Below are 15,541 nucleotides of genomic sequence, written 5' to 3'. Positions count from 1 at the left end.
GAGCTTGCGGCTGGCGAGTGCCATACCGAGTTTGGTGTGGGAACCAATTACAGGGCTATGTGCTGATCGTGCAAGCATCAACCAAGGCCCATTACCACTATCATGCCGAATTTCCCCGATAATCCGCTACGCCGCATGATGCAGCGGCAAGTGCGGGCGCTGTTCAACGATCAAGCGCGGGGCGAAAGGCCGGTTCAGCGATCGGCGCGCGGACTATATTCTCCGGACTCGGTGATCTGGCGCGTGCATGGCGACATCACGACCATGATGGTGGGCGGCATCTCTGCGCTGTTGCTGCAGATGCTGCATCCTGCCGCGCTGGCCGGAATTTGGGACCATTCGAATTTCCGCACGGACATGCTGGGGCGTCTGCGGCGGACTGCCCGGTTCATATCGGAGACAACATTTGCCGATCGCGATATTGCCGAGGCCGCAATTGCGCGCGTGCGTGATGTTCACGCACGGGTGTCAGGTACGTCGAACGACGGCGCGACTTACACCGCAAACGATCCGCATCTCCTTGCCTGGGTGCATGTGGCGGAGGCGATCTGCTTTCTGGACGCATGGCGGCGCTATGCCGAGCCGCAGATGAGCCGTGCAGATCAGGACCGATATTTCGCGGAGTTTGCGGCCATAGCGCGTGCGCTGGGTACAGATCCAGTGCCAGAGACGCGCGCCGAGGCTGAGGCGGTGATCCAGACCTATCGGCCCGAGCTTAGAAGCGATGAGCGCACGCGCGAAGTCGCGAGGCTGATCCTCAACCGCCCGCCTCCAAACCTGCGGTCCGCGCCTGTGCAGGAGATGGTGATGCAGGCCGCTGTGGACCTTCTGCCCGACTGGGCGAGGAAACAGCATGGGCTGAGCGGGCCGAGGCTGACTAAACCCGCAGTCAGGGGATCGACGTTCCTGTTGGCTAGTTCGCTGCGCTGGGCGTTCTCCGGGCGCTGACGATCAGGGCGCTCCATGCTTATCTTCGGTTAGGCTTTGCCGCCTTTCTCCTGCGGAAGGGGAACGTCGTTGCGCAGCGAACGTTGTTCTTATGAGTTTCAGCCAGCGAACTGGCGTAGCCGGAGGAGAGACATATGCGCGGATTGATTAAACTTGGGCTGCTTACGGGCCTGGGTATCTTTGCCTACAACACGTACACGCAGGCCGCGCAGGCGCGCACCAAGGATGATCGTGGACCGTCCGGATCGTCGGGCATCGTCCGCAATGCGGGGCCGGAAGAGCAATCGGGTATAGCCAATGACGATTGGGATATGGTCGATCAACAGGTCGATGAAAGCTTTCCGGCAAGCGACCCGCCCGCCAATTACTGATTACCACCTAAATGGATCGACGGCGCGTCTGCCCCTGGCAGGCGCGCTGCTTCATCGTGCCTAACGCATATTCCGCTGGCACCTGAGTTGCGAGTCGTTAGCAAGGAACAACGACCTTCGTTCACGCTTCTAATGCTGTAGATGCAGAGGAGACGACCATGAGCGACAGTCAGTTCAAAGATGCGATTGCCTTACTGAAGGCGGATCATCGCGCCGTCGAGGATCTGTTCGAGAAGTTCGAGAAGGCCAGTGCCGATTCCAAGAAGCAGGCTTTGGCCAACGAGATCTGCCTGCAATTGAAGATCCACACGATGATCGAGGAAGAGATCTTCTATCCCGCCTTTCGCGGCAAGATCGAAGACGACACTCTGGACGAAGCCTATGTGGAACATGATGGCGCGAAGGTGTTGATTAACGACATCGAAGCCGGATCACCCGATCAGGACTTCTACGATGCGAAGGTGACGGTGCTGTCTGAAGAGATTAAGCACCACGTCCACGAAGAAGAAATGCCGTCCGAAGGCATGTTCGCGCAGTGCCGAAAGACGGACGTCGACCTAGCCGCGCTCGGTGAGCAGATGGCGGCACGGAAAGCGGAACTGCTTGAACTCGCCAAGAGCGAAGGTCTGCCGCCTGCAAAGCCACATGCGGTAAACCTCGTCGGGGCCTGACCAATTTATGCCCGCCGCGCCAATGCGCGGCGGGCTATTTACCATGGCAGCTCATTGCGCCATCAGGCGGGGAATTTCAGGCAGCAAATCCCTGGCGAGAAATCCTGTAGGTCCGATGCTTTCGGCGACGCAGCGCCCTGCTTCGCCATGAAGCCATACACCCCACGCCGCAGCCACCAACGGCGACGCGCCTCGCGCCATTAATCCGCCGATGACGCCTGCAAGGACATCGCCAGAACCGCCGGTTGCCAGTCCGGTGCAGTCGCTGGAATAGAGCATAGTTTCCCCATCGGGTGACGAAATTATCGTGGCGGCACTTTTCAACACGACCAGCACGCCATAACGCCGGGCCACATCACGCGCCACGGCTTCGGGATCGCCCTCGATCTCTTCCATGGCCATGCCCCTCATTGCAGCCATTTCACCAAAATGCGGCGTTATGACGATGCGACCGTCATGCGCGGCTGTCATATCTGGCAGATCAGCAGCGCCTTCGATTGCGGCTGCATCGAGCAGGACCGATCTCTCCGCCTTTGGATTTTCAAGCAATCGGCGAAGTATCGCCGACACATTGTCGCCGCCCCGCATTCCCGGTCCGAAGATCAGCGTGTCGCATCGCTCCAAAGAGTCGACTAGCTTGCCGGCAGCCTCTGCGGAGATTTCACCCTCGTCATTTTCCGACAAAGCTATCATCGCCGCTTCAGGCACCAATACGCCCAGCGCCATCGCGGCGGATTGCACCGTCGCCATCTGCAATTTGCCCGCGCCTGCGCGCAACGCCGCTTCGCCTGTTAGCCGTAAGGCGCCGGGCACGAATTCGGAGCCTCCCACGGCAAGCACGCGGCCCCGTGTATTCTTGTCCGTACCTTCGCCATGAACCGGCAACGGATGCGCTCGAAGCCATTCCTGGTCGATCCGTTGGCTCATCCGCGCGACGCCACGATGGCCTCCGGCGCGCGAGTCACAGGCGCGTCCTCCTTCTCCATAGGTGCGGTGACATTGTAGCGCAGCAGGCGCAGGCCGCCTGCCTTACCGAGGTCAGGGTCGTGCTCATATTCGGTAATCGCGCAATTGGCGACATCGGCTTCCCGATCGATGGCGAGGATCTGTTGCTCGTCCATATTCTCGATCAGATAGCGCATACACAGCACCACCACCTGATGCGCGACGATCAGCACGCGCCGCTCCGCATAATGCAGAGAAATCGTGTCCATCACGGCGCGAAGGCGAAAGATTACATCGCACCAGCTTTCACCGCCGGGCGGACGGTGATAGAATTTGCCCAGCAGCCGACGAAACTCCGCCTGGTCGGGGAAGGTGTTCCTGATGCCAAGCGTCGTAAGCCCGTCGAGGACGCCGAACTCCTTTTCACGCAGGCGCTCGTCCATACACACCGGCACATCATCCGCAGCGCCGCCCGCCTCCCGGAAAAGCTGCGCGGTCTGGACAGCGCGGACGTAAGGCGACGTCAGGATGATGTCCGGCCGTTCGCCCTCCTCCCCTTGCGCGAACCAGTGGCCGAGCGCGATGGCCTGCTGCTCGCCAAGCGCGCTCAGCGGCACATCGACATCGCGTCCGTCAAGCCCGATCCGGTCGAGTTTCGCTTCGTCGGCCGCGTCGCGCGCCACATTCCCCGCGCTCTGACCGTGGCGGACGATCCAGAGGCGTTCGGGCCAGCGCGCACGCCTCTGATGGGCGTCAGCCATTGACGATGGTGCCCCCATTGGGATGCAGAACCTGTCCCGACATATAGCTTGCGTCCTCACAAGCGAGGAACAGGAAGCTTGGCGCGACTTCGTTGGGTTGGCCGGGCCGACCCATCGGCGTGCCTTCGCCGAAACTCTCCAGCTTCTCCGGAGTAGCGCCGCCCGAAGGGTTGAGCGGCGTCCAGATCGGCCCCGGCGCGACGGCGTTTACGCGGATGCCGTCCCCAATCAGGTTTTCCGACAGGCTGCGGGTAAAGGCGGTAATCGCGCCTTTCGTGCTGGAATAATCGAGCAGTTCCTTCTCGCCCTGATACATGGTGACGCTAGTGCAATTCACGATCGACGCGCCACTTTTCAGATGCTCGCGCGCTGCCTGTGTCATGAAGAACATGCCGAAGATGTTCGTCTGGAACGTGCGCCGAAGCTGTTCCTCGGTGATGTCGCGGATGTCCTTGTCCGGATGCTGCTCACCTGCGTTGTTGACCAGGATGTCGAGCTTGCCGAAGCGCTCCACCACTTGGCCTACAGCATCCTTGCAGAATTGGGCGTCGCCGACATCGCCTGCGATCGTGAGCGCGTCGCCGCCTTCCGCCTTGACGATCTCAGCCGTCTTCGCTGCATCGTCATGTTCGCAGAGGTAGAGGATAGCCACATTGGCCCCCTCACGGGCGAAAAGCGCCGCTACGGCGCGACCTATGCCACTGTCCGCGCCGGTAATCAGCGCTACCTTGTCTTTCAGGCGACCGGAACCCGGATAGCGCGGCTCCCATTCGGGCTTGGGATTGAGCTTTGATTCATGGCCCGGCAGTCCATCCTCGTGAATCATACTTTCGGTAGTCATTGCCATTTCCTTGGATGATCTTGCTTATCGAACCGTGACGTTCGATGCGCCCGCATCGCGAAACGCCTTGTCGACGGCTTCGTCCTCGTCATCGTTCACATCGACGGATACGGTAAGCGCGCCGTTATAGGCGGCACCCTCCGCATCAGTGTCGGTATTGGGATGGCCGCTTTCCGCATCGGCTCCGGTTACATTCTCGCCAGCGCTATTCTGATCGGCGACCGGCTCGATGAAGATATCCGAGCGATCAAGCCCGTAATCCTGCACCAGATGTTCGACGGCGATCTCGACTTCGCGGCGCGTCGGAAAGGTTCCGATGATCGTTTTGCCCATGGCGCTTTCCCTCCTGTAAGGTTTGCCAATAAGCGCGTGACAGGCTTCAGGGTTCCGGCTTTATCGTGGTGAGATGGCATCGAGTGCGGCGGAGATGTGCTCGCGGCGCTCCGGATCGCGCGTGACTTCCAGCATCGCGCTGAGGCTCCGCCGCGCCGCATCGACATCGCGCGCGACCAGTTGCAGCCGCGCAAGTTCCCACCAGCCATGCCCGTTTTCGGGGGCGACTACGGTCATGCGGTGATAAAGCGTCGTGGCGCGCGCCAAGTCTCCCTCCTGCTCCGCCCGCGATGCTTGGTTGAGCAGCAGCCGGACCAGCACAGCGCGGTTCGACATCGCCACCAGATGATGCTGTTCCACCAATGCCTCACGGCCAAGCGCACGCGCCAGAAGAAGTGCCAACTGCTGCGGCGTGACGATTGCGCCGTCCCTGAAAGGATCGATCAGAGTGACGGGAGATGTGCCGATGCTGACGATCACATGACCCGGCGTGTTGAGCGCATGCGCCGTCCAGCCAAGGCGGCGGGCGGCCGCGACGTAGAGGATGGAAAGACTGACGGGCAATCCTTTCCGGCGGTCCAGCACGCGGATCATATCTGTATTTAAGGGTGCGTCATATGTTTCCGTGTCGCCGGTAAAGCCGAACTCACCGGCAAAGACACGGGCCAGCGCCTCTGCCTGTTCTGCCGAGCCATCGGCATCTTCTCCTACGTCGCGCAGGCTTGTGCCGATGGATCTTAGCAAATTGATATAAGGTTGCAGGTCGGTGCCTTGATGATCGAGCGCACTCAGAGCCAAGGCGGCAAGGTCCAGCTCCAGCTCCGCCTCGTCCATCAGGCCCAGCGTTGTGATGTCGATAATCATAGGCATGAGACTTTCGAGTGCAGCTCCTGTTCCAGCGGCGCGAGGGAAACCGGCTTCAGAAACATCCCAGTCACAGTAGCACGTTGTGCCGTGCATTAACCTAGATTAGCGACATTGATCAGAAAATGCTTCGCTTTACAAAGCACTACGTGAAGGCCGCTGGTCTTCGCCCGCTCGCAAGCGCGGTCACATCATTTCAAACATGTTGTTTTCACAACGGTATCGCGCGGTTCGCGCGCTGCTGATGCACGAGTATTTTTTATGGCTGCTAAACCCCGCATATTCATCTCGACCGACATTGGCGGCGGCGATCATGACGACGATCAGTCGATGGTCCACGCGCTGCTGTATTCCGACGTGCTCAATATCGTCGGCATGTCCCAGACAGTCGCTGAAGCGACCCCTGGCGGCCGGAAGTCCGACATTCTGCAAGTCATCGACGCCTACGCCAAGGACTACAAGAATCTGAAGACGTATGGCGATTATCCGACCGCCGACTACCTCCGCTCGATCACGCATCAGGGCGCGACGACCGCAGCGCCTTCGGCGGGCTATTCCAAACCCACTGACGGTTCGCGCGCAATCGTAGAGGCCGCACGCGATGCCAGTGCGAAAGATCCGCTATACGTCCTGACATGGGGCGGCGAGACCGACATCGCGCAGGCTCTGCACGATGCGCCCGACATCGCGGACAGCATCCGACTGCTCAGCATCGGCAAGCAGGACAGCGATGCTACGCGTTATCTGGAGAAGAACTGGAAGAACGACATCTGGTGGGTGCAGGATCTCGAGACGTTCCGGGGCATGTACACAGACGATGGCAAGAACCGCCCCTATGACGGATCGGGCGACTGGGTAGCGAAGAATGCCGATGGGCATGGCGCGCTTGGCGACCATTTCGACAAGATGAGCCACGGCGTCTATCAGCAGGGTATCAGCCCGGTATGGGAAGGCTATGGCATCAAGATGGGTGACACGCCCACGCTGCTCTACATGCTCGATGTCGTCTTTTCGGGGCGCACCAGCCCCACGCAGGAAGGCTGGGGCGGCGAGTTCGTTAAGAAGGGCGATAATTACTGGACCGACAACAGCAGCAGTTCCCTGCGCATGGGATCATGGGATGGCGCGAAGACCGTGGCCGAGGACCGCTCCGCCTATATGAAGGACTTTGCGGCGCGGCTCGACAGGGCGGACAATCCTGCGGGACATAAGGCTGCGCCGAGCGCGCCTGCCGCTGGAAACAATAACAACAGCACCAACAAAGGCAGCACGTCCGGCAACGACACGATCAGCGGCGATGACAAAGCCAACAGCCTGAATGGTGGCGCGGGCAAGGACAAGATAACCGGCAATGGCGGCGCTGACACCCTGACCGGCGGTAGCGGGCATGACTTCTTCATTTTCACCGATGTCCGGGACAGCGCGCCAGGCGCGATGGATCACATCACCGATTTCGTCCGCAACCGCGATCACATTGATCTTGCGCAGATCGATGCGCGGGAAGGGACCGGCGCGAACGATGCCTTCCGTTTCATCGGGACCAAGGGTTTCTCGGACACTGCGGGGGAACTGCGCTATGCCGATCGGGGCGCGCATGTTCTGGTTCAGGCGGATACCGATGGCGATGGCCGGTCCGATCTCGACATCCTGCTCAAAAATCGCGGCAGCACGCTGGATGCCGGCGACTTCATTCTTTAGGGCTTAGCAGGCTGCGGCGGCCATTCGCCGCAGCCTTGCATCTTGCAGGGTCTGCGTCAGGATCGCGCTCCAGCGTTCCTGACCTGCCGCGCTGGAAATGAGATCCTGCCGCATCTCCACCTCGACATAAGGCAGCCGCGCCGAAAAGGCGTGAAGCGGTACCGTGTAGTCGGTCTCGTCCATCTGGTAAGGGGCGTTATCGCCGACCACGATATCGGGAACATCGTTGAGGACGGCGAGCAACGCCAGCGCAAAGGATGCGTCGCCATCGCTATACAACAGTCCGATCTCCCATGGCCGCGTGGCTCCCGCCATGACGGGCGTAAAGCTGTGCAACGAAACGAGGATCGTCTCTCGCCCCGCGAAGGCACGTTCGCGCAAGATCGCGGCGACGGACGCGTGATAGGGCGCATGGATGTCCCGCACGCGTTGCGCGCGCGCGTGCCCATCGAGCGCCCTGTTGCCCGGCACAGCGCTCCCATCGGACACTTCCGCAATCGCCTCGGCATGCGAGGGATCGCGGTTGCAGTCTATGACCAGCCGCGAATAATGCTGATGGACGAACATCGCGTCCAGGCTATCCGCCAGCCGCTCGCCCACTTCGCGCACGCCGATGTCCCACGCAATGTGCCGCTGCCTGTCCTCGGCCGACAAACCCAATGTACCCAGCGCCCGTGGTATGGCATTCCCCGCATGATCCCCTAGCAAAAGGAACGGAGAAGTGCCTTGCACGTTATACAGCTTCACGGGTTCGGCATCGTAATGACCGAGAAGCCCGCCTTCCGTATCCGAGATGATCGTCATGAAAGCGCTCCATGCCACTGCTGACGATCAGACACCTTACGGAATATCGCTATCGGCAGCCGGTATCCTTTGGTGAACATCGCATCATGATGCGCCCGCGCGAGAGTTTCGACCAGAGGCTGATCGAAGCCAAGCTCGAAATCGACCCGGAGCCGCGCGAATTGCGCTGGCTGCACGATGTGCTGGGCAATTCCGTCGCCATTGCCCTGTTCGACCGGCGTGCGCGATCGCTGCGCGTGATGAGCGAAGTGACGATGGATCACGCGCCGCTGGCGCAGGGTGAAGTGGACGTCGAAGATTACGCCAGATTATTCCCTTTCACTTACTCGTCGGAAGACATGCCCGACCTGTTACGGTCGATAGAGCGTCAACATCATGATCCACTTCGAATCGTGGACAATTGGGCGAGAGGCTTCGTCAACGATCATGGCGCGACCGATACCATCGGCCTCCTCACCGACATGGCGACGCGGATCAAGCGCGACTTCACCTATGTCCCCCGGCAGGAGAAGGGGACGCAAACGCCGATCGAGACGCTGAACCTGCGTCAGGGCACATGCCGCGATTTCGCCGTGCTGATGATCGAGGCGGTTCGCGCGCTGGGTTTCGCGGCGCGGTTCGTTTCAGGCTATGTGTACAACCCTTCGGCCTCGGAAGGCCGCGTCGGCGGCGGCAACACGCATGCGTGGGTACGGATATTCCTGCCGGGTTCGGGCTGGGTGGAATTCGACCCCACCAACGGCATCATCGGCAATCGCGGGCTGATCCGCGTCGCCATCGCCCGCGATCCCTATCAGGCAATTCCGCTATCGGGGACGTGGTCGGGCTTTCCATCGAGTTTCCTGGACATGCACCTCGATGTTTCCGTCCGCGTCGCTGGTAGCGACGCAATGCCGGCCCCCCTGCACGGGGCCATCAACAGCCGCTTCGCCGGCAGCACAGGGAGCGCCTGACATGCTCATTCGCGCCGGTTACGAGATACGCTTCGAAACGGAGATGCCTACCGCCATGATGGCGCTGCTCAGCATCCATCCGTCGCGACACAAGGATTTGAAGACGCCGCAGCGGCTGGAGACGTCGCCCGATGTTCCGATTTACACATATGAGGATATTTTCGGGAACGTCTGCACAAGGCTGACTGTCCCGGCGGGAGGCGTGACCCTGTCTGCCGACTTCGTGGTCGAGGATAGCGGGTTGGTGGATGAGCGTGCGCCCGATGGTCCGCAATTGCCGGTCGAGGCGCTGCCGGACGAAATTCTCGTTTATCTTCTAGGCAGTCGTTATTGCGAAACCGATCGGTTGATGGACGTGGCATGGTCGCAGTTCGGCCATATCACATCGGGCCGCGACCGGGTGGAGGCCATCGTCGCCTTCGTCCACAATCATATCGAGTTCGGCTATCATCATGCGCGATGCGATAAGACCGCCTGGAACGGATATCAGGAGCAGCAGGGCGTGTGCCGCGACTTTGCACATCTGGCGATAACCCTGTGCCGCTGCATGAACATTCCGGCACGCTATTGCACGGGCTATCTGGGCGATATCGGCATTCCGCCGGTCGATGCGCCGATGGATTTCAGCGCGTGGTTCGATGTGTACATCAATGGCGGCTGGTACACCTATGACGCGCGCCACAACCAGCCCCGGGTCGGCCGAATCCTGATGGCGCGGGGGCGTGACGCGACCGACACCGCGTTGACCACGGCGTTCGGTCCTGCCGAGTTGATGTCCTTTCAGGTGCACACCGACGAAGTCCAGTCCATTGATTGAGACTGCCAATCCTCTGTTGAATGCATGGAGCGGTCCGTTATGCGCGCCGCCGTTCGCGGAGGCGCAACCCGCGCATTTTCTCCCGGCGCTCCACGACGCTATTGCATTGCATGACGCGGAGCTTGCCAGCATCCGGGAGAATGACAGTCCGCCGGATTTCGAGAACACGATAGCCGCGTTGGAACGGTCGGGCGCAGCGCTGGCGCGTATCCGCCGCATGTTCTGGACCCTATCCTCTGCACAGGCGACAGACGCGATCCGTGGAATCGAGGCGGATGTTTCGGCGCTGTTGAATGACCATGGCACCGCGATCAGTCACGACAGTGCCTTGTTCAGCAGGATCGCTAAGGTTTATGCGTCGCGACAGGATAGCGGTCTTGACGGCGCGCAGTTGCGGTTGGTGGAAACCAGCTATGCAGGCTTCGTGCGGGGCGGCGCGGCGCTCGATGGCGATGCCAAGGCGCGGTTTGCGGAGATCGACGCCCGGCTTGCGCAACTCTCCATCCAGTTCAGCCAGAATATCATGGCGGCCACGAGCGACTGGGCGCTGGTCCTGACGCAGGACGATCTGGACGGACTTTCCGACGCGATGCGCAGCGGTGCCGCCGCGCGGGCCGAAGCCGCAGGGAAGCCGGGCGAATATCATTTCTCCCTCGGGCGGGGCGACTATGAAGCGTTCCTGACTTTCTCCTCGCGCCGGGACTTGCGCGAAAAATTGTGGCTAGCTTTCACCAGCCGTTGCGATGGCGGCGCGCATGACAACTGGCCGATCATCGCGGAGATCCTTGGCCTGCGCGACGAACGGGCGCGGCTTCTTGGGTTTGCGAACTATGCCGATTATGTGCTGGACGACAGCATGGCGCGGACGCCCGACGCCGCGAGGGATCTGCTCGATCAACTCTGGTCTCCAGCACTGCGCCGCGCGACGGAGGAAGCGGCGGAACTTCAGGCGCTGATCGATGCGGACGGCGACACTTTTGCGCTCGCCGCATGGGACTGGCGGTTCTACGCCGAGCGAGTGCGGCGCGATCGCTATGCGATGGATGGCGGCACGATCCGCGCCTATCTGCGCCTTGATGAAGTACGCCAAGCGGCTTTCGATACCGCAAGCCGCCTCTACGATCTTCGCTTCCATCGGCGGGAAGATCTCGTGGGATATCATCCCGACGTCTGGGCATGGGAAGTCACCGATGGCGCGGGCGCGGCGGTGGGGCTGCTGTTTACTGATTATCTTGCGCGGCCGGAGAAGCATGGCGGCGCGTGGATGGGCAGCCTGCGCGTGCAGGAAAAGCTGGACGGCGACATTCGCCCGATCGTCTATCTCGTCGCGAACTTTCCGCCCGCCCCGCCGCCCGATCTTGGCAGCACGCGCCTGTCGGTCGACGAAGCGCGGACGCTGTTCCACGAATTCGGCCATGCGCTGCACGGATTGCTTTCCGATGTCGTCTATCCCAGCCAATCGGGCACATCGGTCGCGCGCGATTTCGTGGAATTTCCCAGCAAGTTCATGGAAAACTGGATGGTGAGCCGCGAGGTTCTGTCCGGCATGGGCGTGCCCGATCCACTGATCGACGCGCTGCGCAAGGCGGAAGAATATGGACAGGGGTTCGCAGCGGTCGAGTTGGTGTCCTGTGCCCTCCTCGACTTGGCGATGCACCAGTCACCGGACGCCGCCGCCGATCCAAAGGCATTCATGCAAGCAGAACTCGCGCGGCTCGGCATGCCGGACACGATCGGTCTGCGGCATCAGCTTCCCTATTTCTCACACATTTTCGATGGCGGCTATGCGAGTGGCTATTACAGCTATCTCTGGTCCGAAGTGCTGGACGCCGACGCATTCGAGGCGTTCACGCAAGCAGGGGATATTTTCGATCCCGCGCTCGCGGCACGCTTCAGGCGCGAGGTGCTGAGCCAGGGCGACCAGCGTGATCCGATGGTGTCTTATCAACAGTTCAGGGGCCATGCCCCCGATACGAACGCTCTGCTCCGCGCCCGTTACCTGATCTGAAGATCCAAATCTGCCTCCGGATTATACCGTGGATTTCCCGTAAGATAGTGAGACGGACCGCCGCGAACATGCGCCGACTGGAACCGTGACGGTACTGGCACGTTCTCCGCCCACCAATAACGACGACAGGAGAGAATATGCGTAAGCCAGGCAATACATTGCGCGCCTTGATGGCGGCTTCGGCCCTTTTCCTGGTCGCGAGCCCAGCGCTTGCCGGAGACGAGGAACGCGCTCTGGCCGCTATCGCTCAGGCAAAGGGCAAGATCGACGCCGCGGGCAAGCTTAAGGCAACCGACACGTCTCCGGCTGTCATCGCCAAGGCTCAGGCTTCGCTCCGCCTTGCACAGGAGGAGCTGAAGAGCGGTCACGAGCAGAAGGCCATACAGGCCGCGATCGAGGCACAACAATTTGCCGACACGGCAATCGGTGAGAGCCAGCAGAACGCTGCCGTATCCGCCGAAGTGCAGGCCGCGACGGTTGCCAATGCGCAGCAGGATGCCGCCGCCGCCAATGCGCGGGCGACATCCGCCGAGCAGGCCGCAGCTTCCGCAGCAGCGGATGCTCAGGCCGCCCGCGCAGCACAGGCGGCCACTCCGGCGCCTACGACGGCGACAGTGACAACCGAGACGGTGAAGACTACTGCAGCTCCGGTGACGCGCAAGGCCGTCGCGCCGAAGCGCAAGGTCGTCCGCCGCAGCACGAGCACACCAGCGCGTGCGGCCGTAACGGAGAAGACGACGACCACCGTCACTACCCAGAATTGATTTGGAAGGCTCCCGCTACATCAGCAGCGGGAGCCTTTTCAAACAAATAGGTCTACGACTTCGGCCTCGGGCATGACCGCCTCTATCAAAAGGGACCTGTGACAGCCGCCCGGCTCCCGTTCGAAACATAGCAGCGCCGTTGGCGTCTCTTTTGCCGTATCGACCAGTTGCGCTGCCTGGAACATCGCTTCAGGCAATTCCAATTGCCCTGAATAGATTTCGGCCAGACGCGCATGATTATGTTTGCGAGCAGCTTCCCGGCCTTCCGGCGGCGTGCCCAATGCCTTGTACCCGACATAGTCGATACCCGCCTCCTTCAATCCCGCCGCCAAGATGTTCTTGGAGAAGCCGGGACGTCTGGAAAGCGGCACCGCTCGAATATCGGCAAGCAGTTTGACGCCCGCGCCTGACAAGCAGTTTATGACTTCCGCCTGCGTGGCGCCTTCATATCCGATGGTGAAGATTTTCATGACGCAGAGATAAGGCGTATGAGACCGGAATGCATCCCTTTGGCATGCGTACTTTCAGGCGGCCTGCGCCAGACGCGTCCTCTTCGCCTTTTCGATATGCAATGCGAATTGTGCAACAGCTTCGTCCAGCGAGCGGAGCATCGCGCCTCGGGTGCTGACAAGCCCGGCACAGGCAGGACGTCTTGCCCGCCATCCGAGCGTAGTGCCGGGAACGCCCTGCACCAGCGTCTCGTCCAACTCCATCGCACGCGCGATCATCCGTGCGAAATCCGCCCAGGACAGCGTGTGATTGTTGGTGAGATGCCAAACACCGCGCTCTCCGTCGATCAACAAATCCAGCGCAGCATCGACCAGATCGGGTACGTAGGTTGGAGATACGAAATGATCGTCTGCCGCCGGGAACGTATGACGCTCCCTCAATGCCCGTGCGACCGCCACCGCGAAATTATGGGGATCGTGGGGAGAGAAGAAAGCGGCGGTGCGCACTATGAGATGCGCGCCGGGTAGCGCCGAGATTGCCGCTTCCGCGCAGCCCTTGCTATGCCCATAGACATTGAGTGGATGCGGCATATCGGTTTCGATATAATGCTTATCTTCGCGCCCATCGAAAACGAGATCGCTGGAAAATGACAGGGTCTGAATGCCCCGCTCCTCGCAAGCTTCGGCGAGCAGGCGCGCGCCTGTCGTGTTCGCCTCAAAGCAGGCAGTGGGACTGTCCTCTGCATCATCCACTCGCACCCAGCCTGTCGCATTGACGACAGCCCAGGGACGCAGTTCGTCCAGCACCCGCGCAATGGAATTAGCATCATCGACCGCCAATTCCTTCCGGCTGGTCAGCACATGACGGATATCGCGATGGACGCAGGCTCTGGCGAATGCCTGCCCCAGCGTGCCAGTCGCTCCACAGATCAGCAACGGCGCGACATCGGGCGCGGTGACCGGGCTAGCCGAGCCTGATGTATGCGCGCCGATAGCCGCAGGTCTAGCAACAGGATGATATTCAAGCCGGATGGGCCGCCGCCACCATCCGGAACCGCCGAGCACTGGATGCCTCGCCGCATCGCTTGCCAAGCCCTTCAGCAGCGGCACCATGGCAGTGGGCCTGGGTGTGCCGCTCCGTACGTCGAATATGCCCGTCTCATAGATGCCCGGCCTTGTCAGGAGTGTGTTCCATCCATGGCTTCCCAGCAGCGACCAGCTTGTTACGGCGCGCAGATCTACGCCATAGGCCTGCAACCGGACGGCGGTATCCCATGCGTCCGCCATCCAGCGCATCTGCTCCTCACGCGTGCATCCGATGTGCGCCTCTGTAATTGCGACCGGAATCCTGTAGCGCTCCCATGCCTCGCGTAGCGCGCCCGCCAACCCCTGTGGTGCGGGGTCGAGGACGCGTATGCCTTCGACATCGGCATAAGCGACTTCCCCGTTACCGCCATGGGCGCGGGCGGGATAGCGCTGAAGCCGATGGTCGAGGAACCTGTCGCTGGTGGCGTAGTGATTGATCCCGATGACATCCGGCGGAATGGGATCCTCGGCGATGCGCTGCAGCCGTTCCGTCAGACCATAGCGCGCGATCCGGTTCCAGAGCGGATGCTCAGGAATGATACGGCCACAGAGGAGATCCCATGTGACCCAGCGGCGCATATTCTCAAACCCCGCCTGCTGACGTAACTGTGCAGTGGCATAAGTTCGGCCGAGATCTTCGGTTTGGACGAGGCAGGCGGCAGGGTTGACGGCGCGAATGGCGCGCATCGATAGTCTCACCCCATCAATCTGGTTGAGGAGCGCCCGCCAGAAGGCTCCCTCCTCCCGCGTGTGGGGATACCAATGGCCATAGAGCGCGGAAAAACGTGCCGTCGTCAGTGGTTCATTGACCGGCGTCCAGTCCTCAATCCATGGGTAGCGTTTTGCTGCCTTCGCCGCGAATGCCGCCAACCCCTGCGCAAACCCATCATCCAGTAGATCAGTGTACCGGGGTCCGCTGCCATGATGTACCAGGCCAGCGATGACGCGCAGCCCACGTGCGCGCAGCCGTTTCAGCCGTTCGTCCGCCCAGCTCCAATCGCAATCTTCAGGATCGGTCGGCGCAATCTTGTCCCACAACACCGGATAGCGAAGCGCCGAGATGCCAAGGTCGGCGAACAGATCGATGTCCGATACACGATCGGCGTGACCGCTGAGCATCGTCTGATCGGTGAAACGATCTGCAACGCGATTGATCGTGCATTCAAGCCCGCCCCATAATTCCAGCTTCGTCATGATGCGCCTCGGGCAACCTCCAGTAGCCTACAAA

The 15,541-nt window shown here is 61.0% G+C and carries 16 protein-coding genes; 8 read left to right on the top strand and 8 right to left on the bottom strand.

Going from position 1 to position 15,541, the window contains the following annotated elements; all coding sequences use genetic code 11:
- The first annotated feature begins 102 nt into the window (after nt 1-102).
- The 3 genes from C1T17_RS03885 (at nt 103) to C1T17_RS03875 (ending at nt 1,990) form a co-directional block, all read left to right on the top strand.
- On the top strand, nt 103-948 hold the full coding sequence (locus C1T17_RS03885) for an oxygenase MpaB family protein (RefSeq protein WP_104952306.1): 846 nt from the start codon (nt 103-105) through the stop codon (nt 946-948).
- Nucleotides 949-1,082: 134 nt separating this feature from the next.
- The gene (locus C1T17_RS03880) at nt 1,083-1,319 is read left to right on the top strand and encodes a hypothetical protein (protein ID WP_104952305.1); all 237 of its coding nucleotides are present in this window, start codon (nt 1,083-1,085) and stop codon (nt 1,317-1,319) included.
- A 158-nt stretch (nt 1,320-1,477) separates the two neighbouring features.
- Entirely contained in the window at nt 1,478-1,990 is a 513-nt protein-coding gene (locus C1T17_RS03875; protein WP_104952304.1) for a hemerythrin domain-containing protein, read from the top strand.
- A gap of 51 nt (nt 1,991-2,041) precedes the next feature.
- Here C1T17_RS03875 and C1T17_RS03870 read toward each other — a convergent pair whose 3' ends face one another.
- The 5 genes from C1T17_RS03870 to C1T17_RS03850 are packed head-to-tail and all read right to left on the bottom strand — an operon-like array spanning nt 2,042 to nt 5,740.
- Complete coding sequence (locus tag C1T17_RS03870; protein ID WP_104952303.1) at nt 2,042-2,917, bottom strand: NAD(P)H-hydrate dehydratase; 876 nt, start codon at nt 2,915-2,917, stop codon at nt 2,042-2,044.
- Nucleotides 2,914-3,696, bottom strand: coding sequence for a histidine phosphatase family protein (locus C1T17_RS03865; protein ID WP_104952302.1), 783 nt, complete (start codon nt 3,694-3,696; stop codon nt 2,914-2,916). Before C1T17_RS03865 ends, C1T17_RS03870 begins: the two co-directional genes overlap by 4 nt.
- Complete coding sequence (locus C1T17_RS03860) at nt 3,689-4,537, bottom strand: SDR family oxidoreductase (RefSeq protein ID WP_104952301.1); 849 nt, start codon at nt 4,535-4,537, stop codon at nt 3,689-3,691. Before C1T17_RS03860 ends, C1T17_RS03865 begins: the two co-directional genes overlap by 8 nt.
- 24 nt (nt 4,538-4,561) lie before the next feature.
- Nucleotides 4,562-4,870, bottom strand: coding sequence for a hypothetical protein (locus C1T17_RS03855; RefSeq protein WP_104952300.1), 309 nt, complete (start codon nt 4,868-4,870; stop codon nt 4,562-4,564).
- 60 nt (nt 4,871-4,930) lie between these two features.
- Complete coding sequence (locus C1T17_RS03850) at nt 4,931-5,740, bottom strand: transglutaminase-like domain-containing protein (RefSeq protein ID WP_223262783.1); 810 nt, start codon at nt 5,738-5,740, stop codon at nt 4,931-4,933.
- Nucleotides 5,741-5,995: 255 nt separating this feature from the next.
- On the opposite strand from C1T17_RS03850, the gene C1T17_RS03845 reads away from it, so the two are divergent.
- Nucleotides 5,996-7,432: a nucleoside hydrolase-like domain-containing protein gene (locus C1T17_RS03845; RefSeq protein ID WP_104952298.1), complete on the top strand. Its 1,437-nt coding sequence runs from the start codon at nt 5,996-5,998 to the stop codon at nt 7,430-7,432.
- Between the two features lie 3 nt (nt 7,433-7,435).
- Here the strand turns inward: C1T17_RS03845 and C1T17_RS03840 are convergent, their stop codons facing one another.
- Nucleotides 7,436-8,236, bottom strand: a complete 801-nt coding sequence (locus C1T17_RS03840; RefSeq protein WP_104952297.1) for an N-formylglutamate amidohydrolase — start codon at nt 8,234-8,236, stop codon at nt 7,436-7,438.
- 11 nt (nt 8,237-8,247) lie between these two features.
- On the opposite strand from C1T17_RS03840, the gene C1T17_RS03835 reads away from it, so the two are divergent.
- The 4 genes from C1T17_RS03835 to C1T17_RS03820 all read left to right on the top strand — a co-directional run bounded on the left by C1T17_RS03835 (nt 8,248) and on the right by C1T17_RS03820 (nt 12,778).
- On the top strand, nt 8,248-9,189 hold the full coding sequence (locus C1T17_RS03835) for a transglutaminase N-terminal domain-containing protein (protein ID WP_104952296.1): 942 nt from the start codon (nt 8,248-8,250) through the stop codon (nt 9,187-9,189).
- 1 nt (nt 9,190) lies between these two features.
- Entirely contained in the window at nt 9,191-10,006 is an 816-nt protein-coding gene (locus C1T17_RS03830) for a transglutaminase-like domain-containing protein (RefSeq protein ID WP_104952295.1), read from the top strand.
- Nucleotides 9,999-12,014 carry a M3 family metallopeptidase gene (locus C1T17_RS03825; protein WP_104952294.1) on the top strand — a complete coding sequence of 672 codons (2,016 nt, stop codon included), beginning with the start codon at nt 9,999-10,001 and terminating at the stop codon, nt 12,012-12,014. The genes C1T17_RS03830 and C1T17_RS03825 overlap by 8 nt, the downstream gene beginning before the upstream one ends.
- Before the next feature lie 137 nt (nt 12,015-12,151).
- Complete coding sequence (locus tag C1T17_RS03820; protein ID WP_104952293.1) at nt 12,152-12,778, top strand: hypothetical protein; 627 nt, start codon at nt 12,152-12,154, stop codon at nt 12,776-12,778.
- A 38-nt stretch (nt 12,779-12,816) separates the two neighbouring features.
- On the opposite strand, the gene C1T17_RS03815 is transcribed toward C1T17_RS03820, so the two are convergent.
- On the bottom strand, nt 12,817-13,248 hold the full coding sequence (locus tag C1T17_RS03815; protein ID WP_104952292.1) for a DUF488 family protein: 432 nt from the start codon (nt 13,246-13,248) through the stop codon (nt 12,817-12,819).
- 54 nt (nt 13,249-13,302) lie between these two features.
- Nucleotides 13,303-15,507 carry a family 1 glycosylhydrolase gene (locus tag C1T17_RS03810; protein WP_189338483.1) on the bottom strand — a complete coding sequence of 735 codons (2,205 nt, stop codon included), beginning with the start codon at nt 15,505-15,507 and terminating at the stop codon, nt 13,303-13,305.
- Nucleotides 15,508-15,541 lie beyond the last annotated feature (34 nt).

This window comes from Sphingobium sp. SCG-1 (assembly GCF_002953135.1).
Taxonomy (GTDB): domain Bacteria; phylum Pseudomonadota; class Alphaproteobacteria; order Sphingomonadales; family Sphingomonadaceae; genus Sphingobium.
The sequence above is the reverse complement of the archived record's forward strand: the minus strand, read 5'-3'. Positions and strand labels throughout refer to the sequence as shown.

Excerpts from the sequence above, each read along its gene's own strand:
- C1T17_RS03865 (WP_104952302.1), bottom strand. The coding sequence starts at position 3,696 with ATGGCTGACGCCCATCAGAGGCGTGCGCGCTGGCCCGAACGCCTCTGG.
- C1T17_RS03835 (WP_104952296.1), top strand. The coding sequence starts at position 8,248 with ATGCCACTGCTGACGATCAGACACCTTACGGAATATCGCTATCGGCAG.
- C1T17_RS03850 (WP_223262783.1), bottom strand. The coding sequence starts at position 5,740 with ATGCCTATGATTATCGACATCACAACGCTGGGCCTGATGGACGAGGCG.
- C1T17_RS03880 (WP_104952305.1), top strand. The coding sequence starts at position 1,083 with ATGCGCGGATTGATTAAACTTGGGCTGCTTACGGGCCTGGGTATCTTT.
- C1T17_RS03815 (WP_104952292.1), bottom strand. The coding sequence starts at position 13,248 with ATGAAAATCTTCACCATCGGATATGAAGGCGCCACGCAGGCGGAAGTC.
- C1T17_RS03820 (WP_104952293.1), top strand. The coding sequence starts at position 12,152 with ATGCGTAAGCCAGGCAATACATTGCGCGCCTTGATGGCGGCTTCGGCC.
- C1T17_RS03875 (WP_104952304.1), top strand. The coding sequence starts at position 1,478 with ATGAGCGACAGTCAGTTCAAAGATGCGATTGCCTTACTGAAGGCGGAT.
- C1T17_RS03830 (WP_104952295.1), top strand. The coding sequence starts at position 9,191 with ATGCTCATTCGCGCCGGTTACGAGATACGCTTCGAAACGGAGATGCCT.
- C1T17_RS03845 (WP_104952298.1), top strand. The coding sequence starts at position 5,996 with ATGGCTGCTAAACCCCGCATATTCATCTCGACCGACATTGGCGGCGGC.
- C1T17_RS03885 (WP_104952306.1), top strand. The coding sequence starts at position 103 with ATGCCGAATTTCCCCGATAATCCGCTACGCCGCATGATGCAGCGGCAA.
- C1T17_RS03810 (WP_189338483.1), bottom strand. The coding sequence starts at position 15,507 with ATGACGAAGCTGGAATTATGGGGCGGGCTTGAATGCACGATCAATCGC.
- C1T17_RS03870 (WP_104952303.1), bottom strand. The coding sequence starts at position 2,917 with ATGAGCCAACGGATCGACCAGGAATGGCTTCGAGCGCATCCGTTGCCG.
- C1T17_RS03840 (WP_104952297.1), bottom strand. The coding sequence starts at position 8,236 with ATGACGATCATCTCGGATACGGAAGGCGGGCTTCTCGGTCATTACGAT.
- C1T17_RS03860 (WP_104952301.1), bottom strand. The coding sequence starts at position 4,537 with ATGACTACCGAAAGTATGATTCACGAGGATGGACTGCCGGGCCATGAA.
- C1T17_RS03855 (WP_104952300.1), bottom strand. The coding sequence starts at position 4,870 with ATGGGCAAAACGATCATCGGAACCTTTCCGACGCGCCGCGAAGTCGAG.